The organism is Paracoccus halophilus, assembly GCF_000763905.1.
GTDB classification, from domain to species: domain Bacteria; phylum Pseudomonadota; class Alphaproteobacteria; order Rhodobacterales; family Rhodobacteraceae; genus Paracoccus; species Paracoccus halophilus.
Map to the genome: position 1 here is coordinate 58,516 of NZ_JRKN01000002.1, position 16,249 is coordinate 74,764.

Here is a 16,249-nt window from a genome sequence, read left to right on the forward strand (position 1 = left end):
CCCGGCATCGCCCGGCGACTGAAGGAGAAGGCATGGCACGCGGCACCAGAGTCATTGCGGACCGACCGACGACGAAACGCATTGGCGCCCTGCGCGCGCTGTGGCCATTCATCCGTCCCTGGCGCGGGCTGATGCTGGCGGCGATGGCGGCGCTGGCGCTGACCGCCGGGATCAGCCTTGTCCTGCCGCTGGCCGTGCGCCGCGTGGTCGACGGTTTCGGCGCCGGCGCGCATCTGCTGGACCAGTATTTCGGCGCGGCGCTGGCCATCGTCGCCCTGCTCGCCCTTGGCACCGGGCTGCGCTATTACCTTGTCACCCGGCTGGGCGAGCGCGTCGTGGCCGATATCCGTAAGGCCGTCTTCGACCGCGTCATCGCGATGAGCCCGGCATTCTACGAGCGCATCCTGACCGGCGAGATCATCAGCCGCATCACCACCGACACGACGCTGATCCAGTCGGTGATCGGCTCATCGGTGTCCATCGCGCTGCGCAATTTCCTGATCCTGATCGGTGGCATGGTGATGCTGGTCTGGACATCGGTCAAGCTGTCGGGGCTGGTGCTGCTGCTGGTGCCGGTTGTGGTGGTGCCGATCATCGTGCTGGGCCGGCGGCTGCGGGTGCTGTCGCGCGAAACCCAGGACTGGATCGCGCAATCCTCGGGCGCCGCCTCGGAAAGCCTGCTTTCGGCGCAGACGGTGCAGGCATTCACCCATGAAGGTCCGACGCGCGCCCGGTTCGCCGCGGTGACCGAGGGGTCCTATGACATCGCGCTGCGCCGGGTCCGCACGCGCACGGTGATGACCGTGATCGTGATCTTTCTGATCTTTTCCGGCGTGCTGGGCGTCCTGTGGATCGGCGCCCGCGATGTCCGGCTGCAGGCGATGACCGTGGGCGAGCTGGTGCAGTTCGTCATCTATGCGGTGCTGGTCGCCGGCTCGGTCGGCGCGCTGTCGGAAATCTGGGGCGAATTGCAGCGCGCCGCCGGCGCGACCGAGCGGCTGAGCGAATTGCTGACCGCCAAGGATGTGCTGAACGACCCCGCCCGGCCGGTCGCCCTGCCCCGCCCGGTCCAGGGGCGGATCGGTTTCGACAAGGTGACCTTCCACTATCCCAGCCGGCCCGACCGCTCGGCGCTGGAAAACGTGACGCTGGATATCGCGCCGGGCGAAACCGTGGCGCTGGTCGGCCCATCGGGCGCCGGCAAGACGACGGTGATCCAGCTTCTGCTGCGCTTCTGGGACCCGGATGCCGGCGCGGTCCGCATCGACGGGCTGGATCTGCGCGACATGGCGCGGGCCGATTTCCGTCGGGCCATCGCGCTGGTGCCGCAGGACCCGGTGATCTTTGCCGCCTCGGCGCGGGAAAATATCCGCTTTGGCCGCCCCGATGCCTCGGATGCCGAGGTCGAGGCCGCCGCCCGCGCCGCCCATGCCGACGAATTCCTGCGCCTGCTGCCAGAGGGCTATGACAGCTATGTCGGCGAGCGCGGCGTGATGCTGTCGGGCGGGCAGAAACAGCGCATCGCCATTGCCCGCGCCATCCTGCGCGACGCGCCGATCCTGCTGCTGGACGAGGCGACCAGCGCATTGGACGCCGAATCCGAACGGCTGGTGCAGGAGGCCGTGGACGAACTGGCCCGCTCGCGCACCACGATCATCGTCGCGCACCGGCTGGCGACGGTGAAAAAGGCCGACCGCATCGTGGTCTTCGATCAGGGCCGCATCGTGGCGCAGGGCCGGCATCAGGACCTGGTCGCGCAGGGCGGGCTCTATGCGCGCCTCGCCCGGCTGCAATTCACCGAAGGGCTGAACGCCGCGGCCGAGTGATCCGCCCTGCGCGCGCGGCCGATGCGGCGGGGACCGTGCCGGCCCGCGACGGCCGGCGCGACATCCGGTCGCGCCCTGCAAGATTTCCGGGAACCGCCGGGCGGGCGAGGCGTTGCCGCTGGGAGTTGATGTGAAAGGAGAAACAATGGCTTTCTGGGATTTCGTCAAGGATGCCGGCAAATCCGTTTTCGGGTCCGAGGCCGAAGCCGCGCCCGCCCCGCAGGCGGCGCCGGCCGAAACCGCGCCAAGCGAAACCGACCGCAAGGTCGCCGCGCTCAAGGCCGAGTTGAAGAACCTGGGCCTGACCGCCAAGGACGTGCATCTGACGCTGCGTGGTGGCGACACGATCATCATCTCGGGCAAGGCGCGCGATCAGGAGACGCTGGAAAAGCTGGTCGTGGCGCTTGGCAATATCAAGGGCATCGCGCGGGTCGAGGTGGCGGATGACACCAGCACCGAAACCCCCGCGCCCGCCGGCGCCAAGCCCGTCTTTCACACCGTCCAGAAGGGCGAGACCCTGTCCGCCATCGCCAAGCGCTATCTGGGCAATGCCAACAGCTATCACCAGATATTCGAGGCCAACAAGCCGATGCTCAGCGACCCCGACAAGATCTATCCCGGCCAGACCCTGCGGATCCCGCAGGCATAGCCCGGCGGCCTGACGCTGCGTTCCTGTTCCGGGGGCGCAGCGCGGCCTTGCCCCGGGGCCCTGTTTGGGAGCAATCTGGCCGCCAGCGGGTGGGACCGCTGTCGTTCTGGGAGGAATATCAATGGCGAGCTTCACCGACGTCGCCGGCCGTGATGCGGTCGAGGCGGAAATGCCCTATAACCGGCGCGATCTGCCGCGCTCGATCCATGAAGCTCTGAGCCGTACCCGAGATGCCTTTCCCCGGCGCCCTGCGATCAGCTTTCAGTTGTTCTCCGATCCCGGCGCGCATGCGCAGACGCTCAACTGGAGCGAATTGCACGAACGGGTGACCGAAACCGCGAACCTGTTTCGCAGCCTTGGCGTCGGCCCGGGCGATGTGGTCGCCTATCTGCTGCCGAACTGCACGGCGGCGCCGGTCGTGCTGCTGGCCGGCGCGACCGCCGGCATCGTGAACCCGGTCAATCCGCTTCTGGATGCCGAACAGATCGCCGGGATCCTGCGCGAAACCCGCGCCAAGGTCCTGGTCACGCTGAAGAGCTTTCCCAAGACCGATATCGCGCAGAAGGCGGCCGAGGCGGTCTCGCTGGCGCCCAATGTCGAGACCGTCCTCGAGGTGGACCTGCGCAGCTACCTGACCGGCGTCAAGCGCCTGCTGGTGCCGTTCATGCGCCCCAAGGTTCCGGTCCGGCATCACGCCAGGGTCATGGATTTCGAGGCCGCCGCCAGCGCACAGCGCCATGACCGGCTGACCTTCGAGCCGGGGACCGAGGATCGCGTCGCCGCCTATTTCCACACCGGCGGCACCACCGGCACGCCCAAGGTCGCCCAGCACAAACTGTCGGGCATGATCTATAACGGCTGGCTGGGCGCGACGCTGCTGTTCAGCGAAAAAGACGTGATGATGTGCCCGCTGCCGATGTTTCACGTCTTCGCGGCCTATCCGATCCTGATGTCCTGCCTGCTTTCGGGCGCGCAACTGGTCATGCCCACCCCCGCCGGCTATCGCGGCGACGGCGTCTTCGACAATTTCTGGAAACTCATCGAGCGCTGGCAGGCCACTTTCCTGATCACCGTGCCCACCGCCATCGCCGCGCTGATGCAGCGCCCGGTCGATGCCGATGTGTCATCGCTGCGCACCGCGCTGTCGGGCTCGGCGCCGCTGCCCATGGAGCTCTACAACCGCTTCAAGGCCGCCACCGGGGTCGAGATCGCCGAGGGCTACGGGCTGACCGAGGCGACCTGCCTGGTGTCGTGCAACCCCATCGAGGGCGCCAAGAAGGTCGGCTCGGTCGGGATCCCGATGCCCTATTCCCATGTCCGCATCCTCAAGCGGCGCAACGGCGCCTTCGAGGAATGCGCGACCGACGAGATCGGCGAGATCTGCGTGGCCAGCCCCGGCATCTTCGAGGGCTCGACCTATACCGAGACCGACAAGAACCACGAACTGTTCGTCGAGGACCGGTTCCTGCGCACCGGCGATCTGGGCCGCATGGACCCGGACGGCTATCTGTGGATCACCGGCCGCGCCAAGGACCTGATCATCCGCGGCGGCCACAATATCGACCCCGCCGAGATCGAGGACGCGCTGCTGTCGCATTCGCAGGTCGCCTTTGTCGGTGCCATCGGCCAGCCCGACAGCTTTGCCGGCGAACTGCCCTGCGCCTATGTCGAACTGATCGAGGGCGCCGATGTCCCGGTCGAGGAGTTGCTGGAACATGCCCGCAAGCATATCCACGAACGCGCCGCGATCCCCAAGCATGTCGAGATCCTGCCCGAACTGCCCAAGACTGCGATCGGCAAGATCTTCAAGCCCGATCTGCGCAAGATGGCGATCCGCCGCGTCTATGACGGCGCGCTGGCCGAGGCGGGACTGGCCGCCCGGGTCTCCGAGGTGGTCGATGACAAGAAGCGGGGGCTCGTGGCCAGGCTCAGCCGCAGCGGCGAGGTCGCGGACGAGGCCGTCGTGCAATGTCTTGGCCGCTTTACCCTGCCATGGGAATGGGCCTGACGCCACGGCGGGCATGCAAACCCGGCGCGGCTGATTGCACAGCACCCCGCCGGGGCCTAAGATGAAGCTCCAACGGACAGCCGCGAGATTTCCATGGCCGAGACTTCCAAACCCGGCGGCGACGATGATGACGAGCGACTGGATGACGAGACAGCCGCCGCCGCCGCGCAGCCGGACCCGGCGCCGCGCTGGCTGGTGGACTGGCGCCGGTCGGAGCATCGGCGCGGCTTTTACAGCGCGCTTGGCGACCACGCGCTGCAGTTCACGGATCGCGGCAGCGACCACCTGATGGTCAGTTTCGACAACCTGTCATCGGCGCGCGACGACCGGATCGAGCGCGAGCCCTGGGGCTATGGTTTCGTCGCCAAGCATGGCTGGTCGCAGCTTGGCGTTCTGGCCTTCGCGCCCGACTGGTTCCGCAGCGACGAGTTGTTCGACGCCCTGCGGCAGCTGGCCGGGAACGGCTTTTTCCGCCGCTTCAGATCGGTGACCATGACCGGCACCTCGATGGGCGGCTACGCGGCCTGCGCCTTTGCCTCGCTGGTGCCCGGCTGCCGGGTGATCGCCTTTTCGCCGCAATCCACCCTCAAGGAGGACCTCGTCCCCTGGGAGGAACGCTTCGCCTCGGGCCGGCGCGCGGACTGGAGCGGCCCCTTTGCCGATGCCGCCGAGGAATCGGCCGCCGCCGCGCAGGTATTTCTGGTCTATGACCCGACCTTCGAGCCCGATGTGAAACATGCTGCGCGTTTCCGCCACCCCAATGCCATCCATCTGCGGACGCGCTATGCCGGCCACAAGACGGCGCTTGTCCTGCGCCGCAGCAGCCTGCTTTCGACCATCGTGCGCGAGGCCGTGAACGGCGAGTTGACCGCCAGCCGGTTCTACGCCCATTACCGCCAGAGCCGCCGACTGCCCTGGTTTCTGAACAGCGTGGCCGACAAGGCATTCACCCGTGAACGCTTCGGCCTTTCGGCGCGGATGATCCTGTTTCTGCGGCAGCGGGGTCAGGGATTCGCAGCCCATAAGCTAAGGCAGAAACATATCGAACTGTCCGGCTTCGACCCCTTGTCCCGACCGCGGGCGGTGGATACGACTCGCCCCGAACACCAATGGCAAGGAACAGAAGGTGATGCTCGACCTCAATGACAGCGGCAACGACATCGTCACATTGCGAAACGCCCTTGTCGTGCCGCCCCTCTCGGAGGCAAATCTGCGCGAACAGCCTTCGGGCGTCCTGGATGCGGACGGAAATTTCGTCGAGAACTCGATCAGCTGGACCAGTTCAACGCGGCCGGTGAACAGCGCCCCCGTGCTTCCCGCCGATGCGGCGATCCGCGACCTGCCGGGCCATTACATGTTCGGCGGCATCTTCTACGGCCATTTCGGGCATTTCATCGTCGAGTCGCTGGCCCGCAGCTGGGCACTTGACAGGCTGAAAGACAAGCTTGACGGGATCATTTTCACGCCCAAGGTCCCGCGCGTGAACGAGCGCGCGGTCGCCGTGCATCAGCAACTGCTGACCGCTTTCGGCATCGAGGTCCCGGTGATTATCGCCGCCGGGATCACCAGGGTCGAAACCCTGTCCGTGCCGCGCCAGGGCATCGGCATGTATGACCTGATCGGCGGCAGCGCCGCCTTTCGCGATTACGTCAACACCCATGTCGGCGCGAAGGTGCCCGCCGAAGGTTCGGAAAAGATCTACATCTCGCGCTCGAAGCTGGGGCCGCACCGGGGCAGCATCCTGGGCGAATACAAGATCGAGCAATATCTCGAAGCCGAGGGTTACGAGATCTTCCACCCACAGCTTGCCTCGCAGAATGAGCAGATCGCGCGCTACAAGGCCGCGCGGCTGATCGTCGGCGCGGATTGCTCGCCCCTGCATCTGCTGGCATATGTTGGCGACCCCGGACAGAAGGCGGCGATCCTGACGCGCCGCAGCATGGAGATCGGCAGTTACCTGACCGAGCAGCTGCGGGTCTTCAAGGGCATGCAGGCGGTCGAGATCAATGCCCTGGTCAATGACTGGATGCCGCAGCCCGGCAGCCGGCCCAGCCGCAGTTCCTGGGGCGAGTTGGATTTCCCGCGCGTCCATGCCGAATTGCTGGCAGCGGGGCTGATCAGCAACCCGACGCCCTGGCCCAGCCTGACCGAGGCCGAGCGCGCGGCGGAACTGGACCGCCTGTCTGCCTCGCACAAGACGAGCTTCAAGCCGTTCCGTGAAGCTGCCTGAAGGCGGCGCGCAACGGCGGCGGGCCGGGTTCTCCGGCACGCCGATGCGGCGTTGCGATCGGCGCCCGGTTGACGGCTAGCGCCCGATGAAACGGGGCGCGCGTTTTTGCAGGAAGGCCGCAACCCCCTCGGCAAAGTCCTGCGTTGCCGCCATCTCGCCCTGCAAACGTGCCTCGACCTGCAATTGCGCGGCCATATCGTTGCCATCCGCCGCGCGCAGCGCCTGACGGGTGGCCATGAACGCGGCCGTCGGCCCCTGGGCCAGGTATTTCGCCCGCGCCGCTATGACGGATTCGAACTCCGCGTCGGGCACGGCCTCCCAGATCAGGCCCCATTCGGCGGCTTTCACGGCCGGGACGCTCTCGGCAAACAGGGTCATGCCCATGGCCCGCGCCATGCCGACCGCGCGCGGAAGGATATGCGTGCCGCCGGCATCCGGGATCAGCCCGATGCGGCTGAAGGCCTGCACGAAGCTGGCGCTTTGCGTCGCGATCACCACATCCGCCGCCAGGGCCAGATTGGCCCCCGCCCCCGCGGCCACGCCATTCACCGCCGAGATCACCGGCACCGGCGCATCCCGGATCGCGGCCAGCATCGGCTCGTATTCGTCGCGCAGCGTCGCCTCGACATTCAGCCCGGCACTGGCATCGCCAAGATCCTGACCCGAGCAGAAGGCCCGCGCGGCCCCGGTCAGCACGACGCAGCGCGTCGCGGCCGGCAGATCGCGCAAAGCCGCCACGATTTCGCGGCGCATGCGGCTGTTGAGCGCATTCATCACCTCGGGCCGGTTCAGCACCAGCCTTGCGATACCTTCGCCATGCGTGACCGCGATCGTCTGAAAATCCATGCGCACCCGCTCCCCTGATTTTCAGGCATCCTGCCGAAGACAGGGCAGCGGGGAAAGTCCGACCTCACGTCAGTCGCGCATGATCCGGTCCAGCCGCGCCTGCTCATCGGCGCTCAGCGCGGCCGGACCTTCCTCGGGCCGGTTGCGCGAGCGGATGAAGGCGATCCCCAGAATCAGCGCCAGCAGCGCCATGCCGGGCCCGGCCAGATAAAGCAGCAGATTGACGCCCCGCGCCGGCGGCTGGAACAGGACATATTCGCCGAAACGGTCGACCACGGCCTGCACCGCATGATCGTCACTGTCGCCGGCGACCAGCCGCTCGCGCAGGTACAGCCTCAGATCGCGGCTGATCGGCGCGTTCGATTCGTCGATATTCTCGCCCTGGCAGACCGGGCAGCGCAGGACCCGGGAAATCGCCCGCGCCCGCGATTCCAGGGCCGGATCGTCCAGCACCTCATCGGGCTGCACGGCGAATGCGGGCAGCGCGAGCAGCAGCGAAAGGCATAGCAGAAGCGCGCGCATGATCTACTCGGCCGGTTGGGCATGGGCGGGCGCGCCGCGTGCGCCGGCGGCGACGCGATAGCGCCGGTCGGACAGGCTGACCAGCCCGCCAAGCGCCATCAGCGAGAAGCCGAGCCAGAGCCATGTCGCAAAGGGTTTTATATAGCTGCGCACTGCCCAGCCTCCATCCTGCTGCGGATCGCCGATCACCAGATAGATGTCGCGGAACATGTCGCTGGCGATCGCCGCCTCGGTCGTGGGCATGGCCTGCACCGGGTAGACGCGCTTTTCGGGGTAAAGCGTCGCCACCTCGCGGCCGTTGCGGGCGATGCGCATCGTGGCGGTGATCGAATCGTAATTCGGGCCCGGGTGCTGATCGACCGCCTCCAGGGTGATGTCATAGCCCGCGACGTTGAAGGTGTCGCCAAGGCGGGCGACACGGATATCCTCGACCTGCCAGGCCATCAGCAGGCTGACGCCGATGAAGGTCACCCCCAGCCCGCCATGGGCCAGCGCCTTGCCCCAATCGGCGCGCGGCAGGCGCAGCAGCCGCGACAGGCCGGATTTGCCGATGCGCATCCACAGATCGAGGACCGAGCCGGCGATCAGCCAGCTGCCCAGTCCCGCCCCGACCACCGCCAGCGCCGAACGCCCGGTCGAGACCGCATAGACCAGCGCCATCACCGCGAAGGCAAAGACCAGCGCGCCGCGCAGCGAACGCAGCGCGCGGCCCGGCTTGCCGCGTTTCCAGGGCAGGATCGCCCCGATCGGCAGGACGATCGCCAGCACGATCATGAAGGGCGTGAAGGCCTGCTCGAAGAAGGGCGCGCCGACCGAGAGCTTGCGCCCCCAGGCCAGCTCGGCGATCAGCGGCCAGACCGTGCCGATGAACACCACGAATGCCGACACCGCCAGCAGGATGTTGTTCAGCACCAAGGCCCCCTCGCGCGAGACGGGGGCAAAGACCCCCTTGGCCTGCATCGAGCTGGCGCGAAAGGTGAACAGCATCAGCGCGCCGCCCACGAACAGGGCCAGGATGAACAGGATGAACACGCCGCGCTCGGGATCGCTGGCGAAGCTGTGGACCGAGGTGATGATCCCGGAACGCACGATGAAGGTGCCGATCAGCGAAAATCCGAAAGCCAGGATCGCCAGCAGGATGGTCCAGCTTTTCAGCACCTCGCGCTTTTCCACGACGATGGCGGAATGCAGCAGCGCCGTGGCGAACAGCCAGGGCATGAAGCTGGCATTCTCGACCGGGTCCCAGAACCAGAACCCGCCCCAGCCCAGTTCATAATAGGCCCACCACGAGCCCAATGCGATGCCGATGGTCAGGAACATCCAGGCGGCCAGCGTCCAGGGGCGGACCCAGCGTGCCCAGGCCGCATCGACGCGCCCCTCGATCAGGGCGGCAACGGCAAAGCTGAAGGCCACCGACAGCCCGACATAGCCCAGATACAGAAACGGCGGATGCAGCGCGAGACCCGGATCCTGCAGGAGCGGGTTCAGATCGCGCCCGTCGAACGGCGGGTTGTCGAGCCGCAGGAACGGGTTCGAGGTGAACAGGATAAAGCCCAGAAAGGCCGAGCCGATCGCGGCCTGCACCGACAGCACGCGCGCGCGCAGCCGTGGCGGCAGGTTGGTGCCGAAAACCGCCGCCGCTGCCCCGAACAGCGACAGGATCAGCACCCAGAGCAGCATCGACCCCTCGTGATTGCCCCAGACGCCGGAAATCTTGTAGATCATCGGCTTGGCGGTATGCGAATTCGCATAGACCAGCCGGACCGAGAAATCCGAGGTGACAAAGGCGATGGTCAGCGCGGCAAAGGAAATCGCGATCAGGCCGAACTGCGCCAGCGCGGCGGGACGCGCGGAATCGATCCATCCGCTCCAGCCCTTGGCGGCGCCCACCATCGGCACGATCATCTGGTAAAGCGCGACCGCAAAGGCAAGGATCAGGGCGAAATGGCCGAATTCCGCATTCATGGGCTATCTCCGGATGACTGCCCACAGGATAGCGGCGGCGCGGGCGTCAAACCAGCCCCCCCGCGCCGGCCATATTGTCACAGTACCGCTAGCTTGCCGCCCCGGTCCCGGCCCAGTCGCGCAATGCCGGATTGTCGGCGAACCTGTCCGGCGCGGCCGCCGGCCCCGGATCCATGCCGGACGGGCCCATGGCCTTAACCGCATCCGCGGGCAGGCCGGCCGCACCGAACGCCAGGCCGGCGATGGCCGGAATGACCGGACGGCTGCGGAAATAATGCGCCTCGCGCGCGCCGAAGTAAAAGCTGATCACCGCGCCCAGCAGCCACCACAAAGGCTCGGGGACCAGGTTCAGGTTCTGCATGCGCAGGCCGAATCCCTGGGGTTCGATCATCGCATAGGCGAACAGCCCGATCGTGCCCAGGGTCAGCAGCGGTCGCGGCAGGCGGTTCAGCCCATTCATGAATCCGTCGAACCAGCCGCGCGGCGCGGCGGCGAATTCGCCCGTAAGCTGGCTGATCGCGCGGGCATAGGCCTCTTCGTTCAGCTCCATCTTGCGGGTCGAGTTCTCGCGAAACACCTCGGCCATGTTGGTGGCCGCATTGGCAACCGTGGTGACGGCGGCACCGCCACCCAGCAGGCGGTCCATCATCCCCATGCCGCGATCCTCGCCTGATGTTCGGCCGCGCTCAGGTGATAGCGCTCCGAGATGAATTCCTCTGCCCGGGTGATCCAGCCGCCCTTGCCACCGGCGCGGGTGCGCGCATATTTGCGGCTGGCCGGGCGCGCATCCGCCAGCGCATAGTAATAGTTGCGCCGCGCGATGCCGTAGGCATCGGCCAGATAGCCCCGCGCCGCCGCATCCGCCTGCCGTGCCGCCAGAATGGTGCGCGGCCCGATCACCCCGTCGGCCACCGCCGGAAAGCCCATCCGCGTGACCAGTTGTTGCAGGATCTTCACCGCGTTCGCCCCGGCATTGACATACATGTCAAAGACCGAGGCCTGAACCGACGGCGGCAATTCGCCCAGCCGCGGCCGGCGAAAGTAATGCTCGACAAAGATCCGCTCGGCATCGGCGCGGGTCAGCGCCCTGACATCGCCCGTATCGACGCGACCGTCGCCGGTCTTGTCGATCCCCAGGCGCCGCAAGGTGTCGATGGTCACGCCGAAATTGGTCGCGCCGCCCGGATCGTCGGGGTCGTTGACGTAGCCCCCCTCACGCGCGACGATTTCCTTCGCGATCTGTTCCACTGTCTTCATCCCGGCCCCCATGTGAAGCGGGTCAAGGCTGAAGAAATCCGGTTAACCTTTCGTTAAGCAATCGCGCGTTGCAAGCGGGCGCGCCGCATCTGGTCAGGCGTTGGGGTCCTCGTAGACGCCCTGCTCCTTCAGCGAATCCATCACCTCGCGCGGCATATAGTTTTCATCGTGCTTGGCCAGGATTTCGGTGGCGACGAAGGTATCACCCTCCATCCGGCCGGTGCCGATCATGCCCTGCCCCTCGGAGAACAGATCCGGCAGCACGCCGGTAAAGCGCACCGGCACCGAGGCGCCGCCATCGGTCACGCTGAAGGTCACCGTCTCGCTGGCGCCACGGATCAGGCTGCCCTCCTCGACCAGGCCGCCCAGACGGAATATCTCGTCCGCGCCGGGCGGGTTCTCGGCCATCTCGCTGGGCGAGCGATAGAGGTTGATGCCGTCACGAAAACCGTAGCCGATCAGCCCGACCGCCAGCGCCAGCGACAGCGCGGCGGCGATAATGATCTGAATTCTGCGTTTTTTCTTGAGCGATTTCATTTTCTTGGCTCTTCATATCTCAGGCTGGTTCGAACCGGATCGAATGGCGGAGAAACTGCGTGGCCTTGCCCGAGACGCGCCCGGGCTCGCCAGTGGTCAGAAAGCGCGAGTCCCCACCCGCGCCCTGCATCTCGGGGTGGCGCTTCAGATAGTCGTCCAGGCTTTCGGCGACCAGCTGCGGCTGCGAATAGACCGCGACATCGGGGCCCAGAGCCTTCTGGAAGGCGGCCTGCACCAGCGGGTAATGCGTGCAGCCCAGGATCGCGGCCTCGGGATGGGGCATCCGGCGCAGCAATGCCTCGACATGGGATGTCACCAGCGCCTCGGCCAGGATCTCGTCGCCCTGTTCGATCGCATCGACGACACCGCCGCAGGGCTGGGCCTCGACATCGACGCCGATGGCGCGGAACGCCAGTTCGCGCTGAAAGGCGCGGCTGGCGACGGTGGCCGGGGTGGCGAACAGCGCCACATGCTTGACCGCGACCTCGCGCGGCGGCGAATTGTCGCCCCAGCGGCGCTCGGTCAGGGCCTCGATCATCGGCACGAAGACCCCCAGCACGCGCTTGTCGGCGGGCAGCCAGGTTTCCTGCATCCGCCGCAGCGCCGCGGCCGAGGCCGTGTTGCAGGCAAGGATCACCAGATCGCAGCCCTCGGCCCAGAGCCGCTCGACGCCCGCGCAGGTCAGCTGAAAGATATCCTCGGCATCGCGCACGCCATAGGGCGTATGGGCATTGTCGCCCAGATAGACCAGCGGCAGATCGGGCATGCGGGCGGCAATGGCGGCCAGAACGGTCAGCCCGCCCAGACCCGAATCGAAAACGCCCACCGCCATGACTAGCCTCCTGCTCGCGACCGGACTTATTTAGGGCGCGCGCCACGCAAATGCCATGACTTATGTCATTCGGCCGCCTGCGCCAGGGGCGTGCCCCCCTGCCGGATCGCATCCAGCAGCCAGAGCCGCCGCGCCGCCGCCTGTTTCGCGGACTCCTCCTTGACCGGGCCATAGCCGCGCACGCTCAGCGGCAATTCGGCCAGTTCGCGGATCAGCTCCAGCGTTTCCGGCCGCGCCTGCGGCCAAACGTCACGCATGTCGGATTCGTATTCGGCGATGGCGGCACGCTCGGCGCGGCGCTCGGGCAGCCAGCCGAACGGGTCCAGCGCAGTGCCGCGCAGCCCCTTCATCCGGGCCAGCAGCCGAAAGACGGGCAAAACCCAGGCGCCGAATTCGCGCTTGCGCGGACGCCCGTCGGGATCGCGCCCCGGCAGCACGGGCGGCGCCAGATGAAAGGACAGCCGGCCGCCCTCCTCGAATTCCTCAAGCACCTGCCGCGCCGAATCCAGATGCAGCCGCGCGACCTCGTATTCGTCCTTGTAGGCAAGCAGCTTGTAATAGCCTCTGGCGACACTTTCCCGCAATTCTTCGGGGGCTTGCGCAACGAAATCCCGAAAACGGCTGGCCAGCGCCGTATTCTGGTAATCGACCAGACGCGCCGCGCGGTAGGCGACCGGATCGACCGCCTCATCCTGTTGCGCCGGCCCCGCGATGAGTTCCGCCGCCTTGTCCGGATGCAGGATGGCCCAGCGACCGATCTGGAAGGCGCGCTGGTTCTCGGCCACCTTGGCGCCGTTCAGCTCAATGGCCTTCAGGATCGCCTCTTCGCCCAGGGGCAGCAGGCCGCGCTGCCATGACGCGCCCAGCACCAGCATGTTGGAATAGATCGAATCGCCCAGCAGCCGCAGCGCCAGCGTCGAGGCGTCGAATAACGCCACCTTGTCGCCCAACCGCGCCTCGAGCGACAGGCGCAGCCGGTCCGAAGGCACCTGGAAATCGCGCTGCCGGGTGAAATCGCCGGTGATGATCTCGTGATCGTTGACCACGGCGCCAGTGCGCCCATTGGTCATCAGCCCGATCGTCTTGGCGCCGCCGGTCACCACCAGATCGCCGCCGATGACGCAATCCGCCTCGCCCACGGCGACGCGAATGGCGCTGATATCGCCGGGCGCATTGGCCAGACGCAGATGGATATGGACCGCGCCGCCCTTTTGCGCGAGCCCGGCCATCTCCATCATGCCGGCGCCCTTGCCGTCGATATGCGCCGCCTGGGCCAGCACCGCGCCGATGGTGACGACGCCGGTGCCGCCGACGCCGGTGACGACGATGTTATGCGTGCCCCGGATCGCGGGCAATGCCGGCGCGGGCATTTCGGGCAGGTCCAGCGCGGCGGCCCTGGGTCGGCGCAGCTTCGCGCCCCGGACCGAGACAAAGCTGGGGCAGAAGCCCTTGACGCAGGAATAATCCTTGTTGCAGCTGGACTGGTCGATGGCGCGCTTGCGGCCCAGTTCGGTATCCCTGGGCACGATCGAGACGCAGTTCGACTGTACGCCGCAATCGCCGCAGCCCTCGCAGATCTCGGGATTGATCCAGATGCGGCGGTCAGGGTCCGGGAACAGCCCGCGCTTGCGGCGGCGGCGCTTTTCCGCGGCGCAGGTCTGGATATAGAGGATGGCGCTGACGCCGCCGACCTCCTCCAGTTCCTTTTGCACGGCCAGCATCGACTCGCGCTCTTCGAAACGCATGTTGGGCGGGAATTCGCCGCGATCGACATCCTCTTTCTCGTCATAGACGACCACCACCGGGCTGACGCCCATGGCATGCAATTCGCGCGCGATCTGCGATGCGGTCAGCCCGCCCTCATTGGGCTGGCCGCCGGTCATGGCGACCGCGTCGTTGAACAGGATCTTGTAGGTGATGCTGGTGCCCGCAGCCAGCGCCGCGCGGATCGCCAGAGAGCCGGAATGATTATAGGTTCCGTCGCCAAGATTCTGGAAAACATGTTTTCTTTTGCTGAATGGCGCCTCACCGACCCAGTTCACGCCTTCGCCGCCCATATGGGTGAAGCCCTGGGTCTCGCGGCCCATCCACTGCACCATGTAATGGCAGCCGATGCCGGCATAGGCGCGCGCGCCCTCCGGCAGACGGGTCGAGGTGTTATGCGGACAACCCGAACAAAACCAAGGTGTTCTGGTGACAATCTCGGGCGCATTGTCATTGCGACGCACTTCGGTCAGGCGCTGCAGCCCGGCCTTGATCGCCTCGGTCCCGCGCCCCTCCTCGATCAGGATCGCGCCCAGCTTTTGCGCGATCATCACCGGATCCAGCGCGAAGCGGGTCGGAAACAGCTCCTCGCCGGTGCGGTCATGTTTCCAACCCAGCACGCGACGGCCGTGGCGATTGTCGAATATCGCCTCCTTGACCTGCACCTCGATCAGCTTGCGCTTTTCCTCGACGACGACCAGAATTTCAAGGTTTTCAGACCATTCCTGAAAGGATTTCATGTCCATCGGCCAGGTCTGCCCGACCTTGTAGGTGCTGATGCCCAGCCGCTCGGCCTCGGCCTCGTCGATGCCCAAAAGGCTCAGCGCATGGGTCAGGTCCAGCCAGTTCTTGCCGGCGGCGACAAAGCCGATCCGGGCGCCGGGCTTGCCCCAGACCATGCGGTCGATGCGATTGGCGCGGGCGAAGGCCTCGGCCGCGAAGCGCTTGTAGTCGATCATCCGCGCCTCTTGCGCGACCGGCGTGTCGCCGAGGCGGATGTTCAGCCCGCCCTCGGGCATGGCGAAATCGGGCGTGACGAAACGCAGCCGCTCGGGATCGCCATCGACGACGCTGGTCGCCTCGACCGTGTCCTTCATCGTCTTGAGCCCGGTCCAGACGCCCGCAAAGCGCGACAGGGCAAAGCCGTAAAGGCCGAAATCCAGGATCTCCTGCACGCCGGCGGGGGACAGGACGGGGATATAGGCATCCACCATCGCCCAGTCCGACTGATGCAGCACGGTCGAGGATTCGCCGGTATGATCGTCGCCCATCGCCATGACCACGCCGCCATGCCTGGACGAGCCGGCCATATTCGCGTGGCGCATCACGTCGCCCGAGCGGTCCACCCCCGGCCCCTTGCCATACCACAGCGCGAAGACACCGTCATATCTGCCCTCGCCCCGCAATTCCGCCTGCTGGCTGCCCCAGATCGAGGTCGCGGCCAGATCCTCGTTCAGGCCGGGCTGGAACAGGACACTGGCGGCCTTCAGTTCCTTGTCGGATTTCATCATCTGCAGATCGACCGCACCCAGCGGCGAGCCGCGATAACCGGTGCAGAAACCGGCCGTGTTCAGCCCCGCCGCCCGGTCGCGCGCCGCCTGCATCAGCATCAGCCGCACCAGCGCCTGCGTGCCGTTCAGCAGCACATGCCTGCGCTTCAGGTCGAATCGGTCCGAAAGAGAAAACTCCTGCACGCTCATCTGGCCCTCCCAAGCTCGACGGCTGACATCTCCATCATAGGTCAGTAAAACTGACCGATAAAGCGTTTTATACGTTTTTTTACCGATTTGTTTGCTGCAGCCAGCATGGTAAG

General features: G+C 66.5%; 13 protein-coding genes. 5 read left to right on the forward strand and 8 right to left on the reverse strand.

Annotation, left to right across the window (positions count from 1 at the left end; genetic code table 11):
* The first annotated feature begins 32 nt into the window (after positions 1-32).
* The 5 genes from IT41_RS01645 to IT41_RS01665 all read left to right on the forward strand — a co-directional run bounded on the left by IT41_RS01645 (position 33) and on the right by IT41_RS01665 (position 6,713).
* On the forward strand, positions 33-1,826 hold the full coding sequence (locus IT41_RS01645) for an ABC transporter transmembrane domain-containing protein (protein WP_036738283.1): 1,794 nt from the start codon (positions 33-35) through the stop codon (positions 1,824-1,826).
* 145 nt (positions 1,827-1,971) lie between these two features.
* A complete protein-coding gene (lysM, locus tag IT41_RS01650) occupies positions 1,972-2,475 on the forward strand; it encodes a peptidoglycan-binding protein LysM (protein WP_036738285.1) in 504 nt (167 codons plus the stop codon).
* Positions 2,476-2,596: 121 nt separating this feature from the next.
* The gene (locus IT41_RS01655; protein ID WP_036738288.1) at positions 2,597-4,483 is read left to right on the forward strand and encodes an acyl-CoA synthetase; all 1,887 of its coding nucleotides are present in this window, start codon (positions 2,597-2,599) and stop codon (positions 4,481-4,483) included.
* Positions 4,484-4,576: 93 nt separating this feature from the next.
* Complete coding sequence (locus IT41_RS01660) at positions 4,577-5,629, forward strand: hypothetical protein (protein ID WP_052081227.1); 1,053 nt, start codon at positions 4,577-4,579, stop codon at positions 5,627-5,629.
* The gene (locus IT41_RS01665; protein ID WP_139221580.1) at positions 5,613-6,713 is read left to right on the forward strand and encodes a glycosyltransferase 61 family protein; all 1,101 of its coding nucleotides are present in this window, start codon (positions 5,613-5,615) and stop codon (positions 6,711-6,713) included. The genes IT41_RS01660 and IT41_RS01665 overlap by 17 nt, the downstream gene beginning before the upstream one ends.
* Before the next feature lie 75 nt (positions 6,714-6,788).
* Here the strand turns inward: IT41_RS01665 and IT41_RS01670 are convergent, their stop codons facing one another.
* The 8 genes from IT41_RS01670 to IT41_RS01705 form a co-directional block, all read right to left on the reverse strand.
* Entirely contained in the window at positions 6,789-7,559 is a 771-nt protein-coding gene (locus tag IT41_RS01670) for an enoyl-CoA hydratase-related protein (protein WP_036738292.1), read from the reverse strand.
* Between the two features lie 69 nt (positions 7,560-7,628).
* The gene (locus IT41_RS01675) at positions 7,629-8,081 is read right to left on the reverse strand and encodes a cytochrome c-type biogenesis protein (protein ID WP_036738293.1); all 453 of its coding nucleotides are present in this window, start codon (positions 8,079-8,081) and stop codon (positions 7,629-7,631) included.
* Between the two features lie 3 nt (positions 8,082-8,084).
* Positions 8,085-10,046: a heme lyase CcmF/NrfE family subunit gene (locus IT41_RS01680; protein WP_036738294.1), complete on the reverse strand. Its 1,962-nt coding sequence runs from the start codon at positions 10,044-10,046 to the stop codon at positions 8,085-8,087.
* 88 nt (positions 10,047-10,134) lie between these two features.
* A complete protein-coding gene (locus tag IT41_RS01685) occupies positions 10,135-10,701 on the reverse strand; it encodes a holin family protein (protein ID WP_036738295.1) in 567 nt (188 codons plus the stop codon).
* Positions 10,692-11,303: a holin-associated N-acetylmuramidase gene (locus IT41_RS01690; RefSeq protein ID WP_036738542.1), complete on the reverse strand. Its 612-nt coding sequence runs from the start codon at positions 11,301-11,303 to the stop codon at positions 10,692-10,694. Before IT41_RS01690 ends, IT41_RS01685 begins: the two co-directional genes overlap by 10 nt.
* 93 nt (positions 11,304-11,396) lie before the next feature.
* Positions 11,397-11,840, reverse strand: coding sequence for a cytochrome c maturation protein CcmE (gene ccmE, locus IT41_RS01695; protein ID WP_036738297.1), 444 nt, complete (start codon positions 11,838-11,840; stop codon positions 11,397-11,399).
* A gap of 19 nt (positions 11,841-11,859) precedes the next feature.
* Complete coding sequence (locus IT41_RS01700) at positions 11,860-12,672, reverse strand: glutamate racemase (RefSeq protein ID WP_036738298.1); 813 nt, start codon at positions 12,670-12,672, stop codon at positions 11,860-11,862.
* Between the two features lie 65 nt (positions 12,673-12,737).
* Positions 12,738-16,181, reverse strand: a complete 3,444-nt coding sequence (locus IT41_RS01705; RefSeq protein ID WP_269429282.1) for an indolepyruvate ferredoxin oxidoreductase family protein — start codon at positions 16,179-16,181, stop codon at positions 12,738-12,740.
* Between the last annotated feature and the right edge of the window lie 68 nt (positions 16,182-16,249).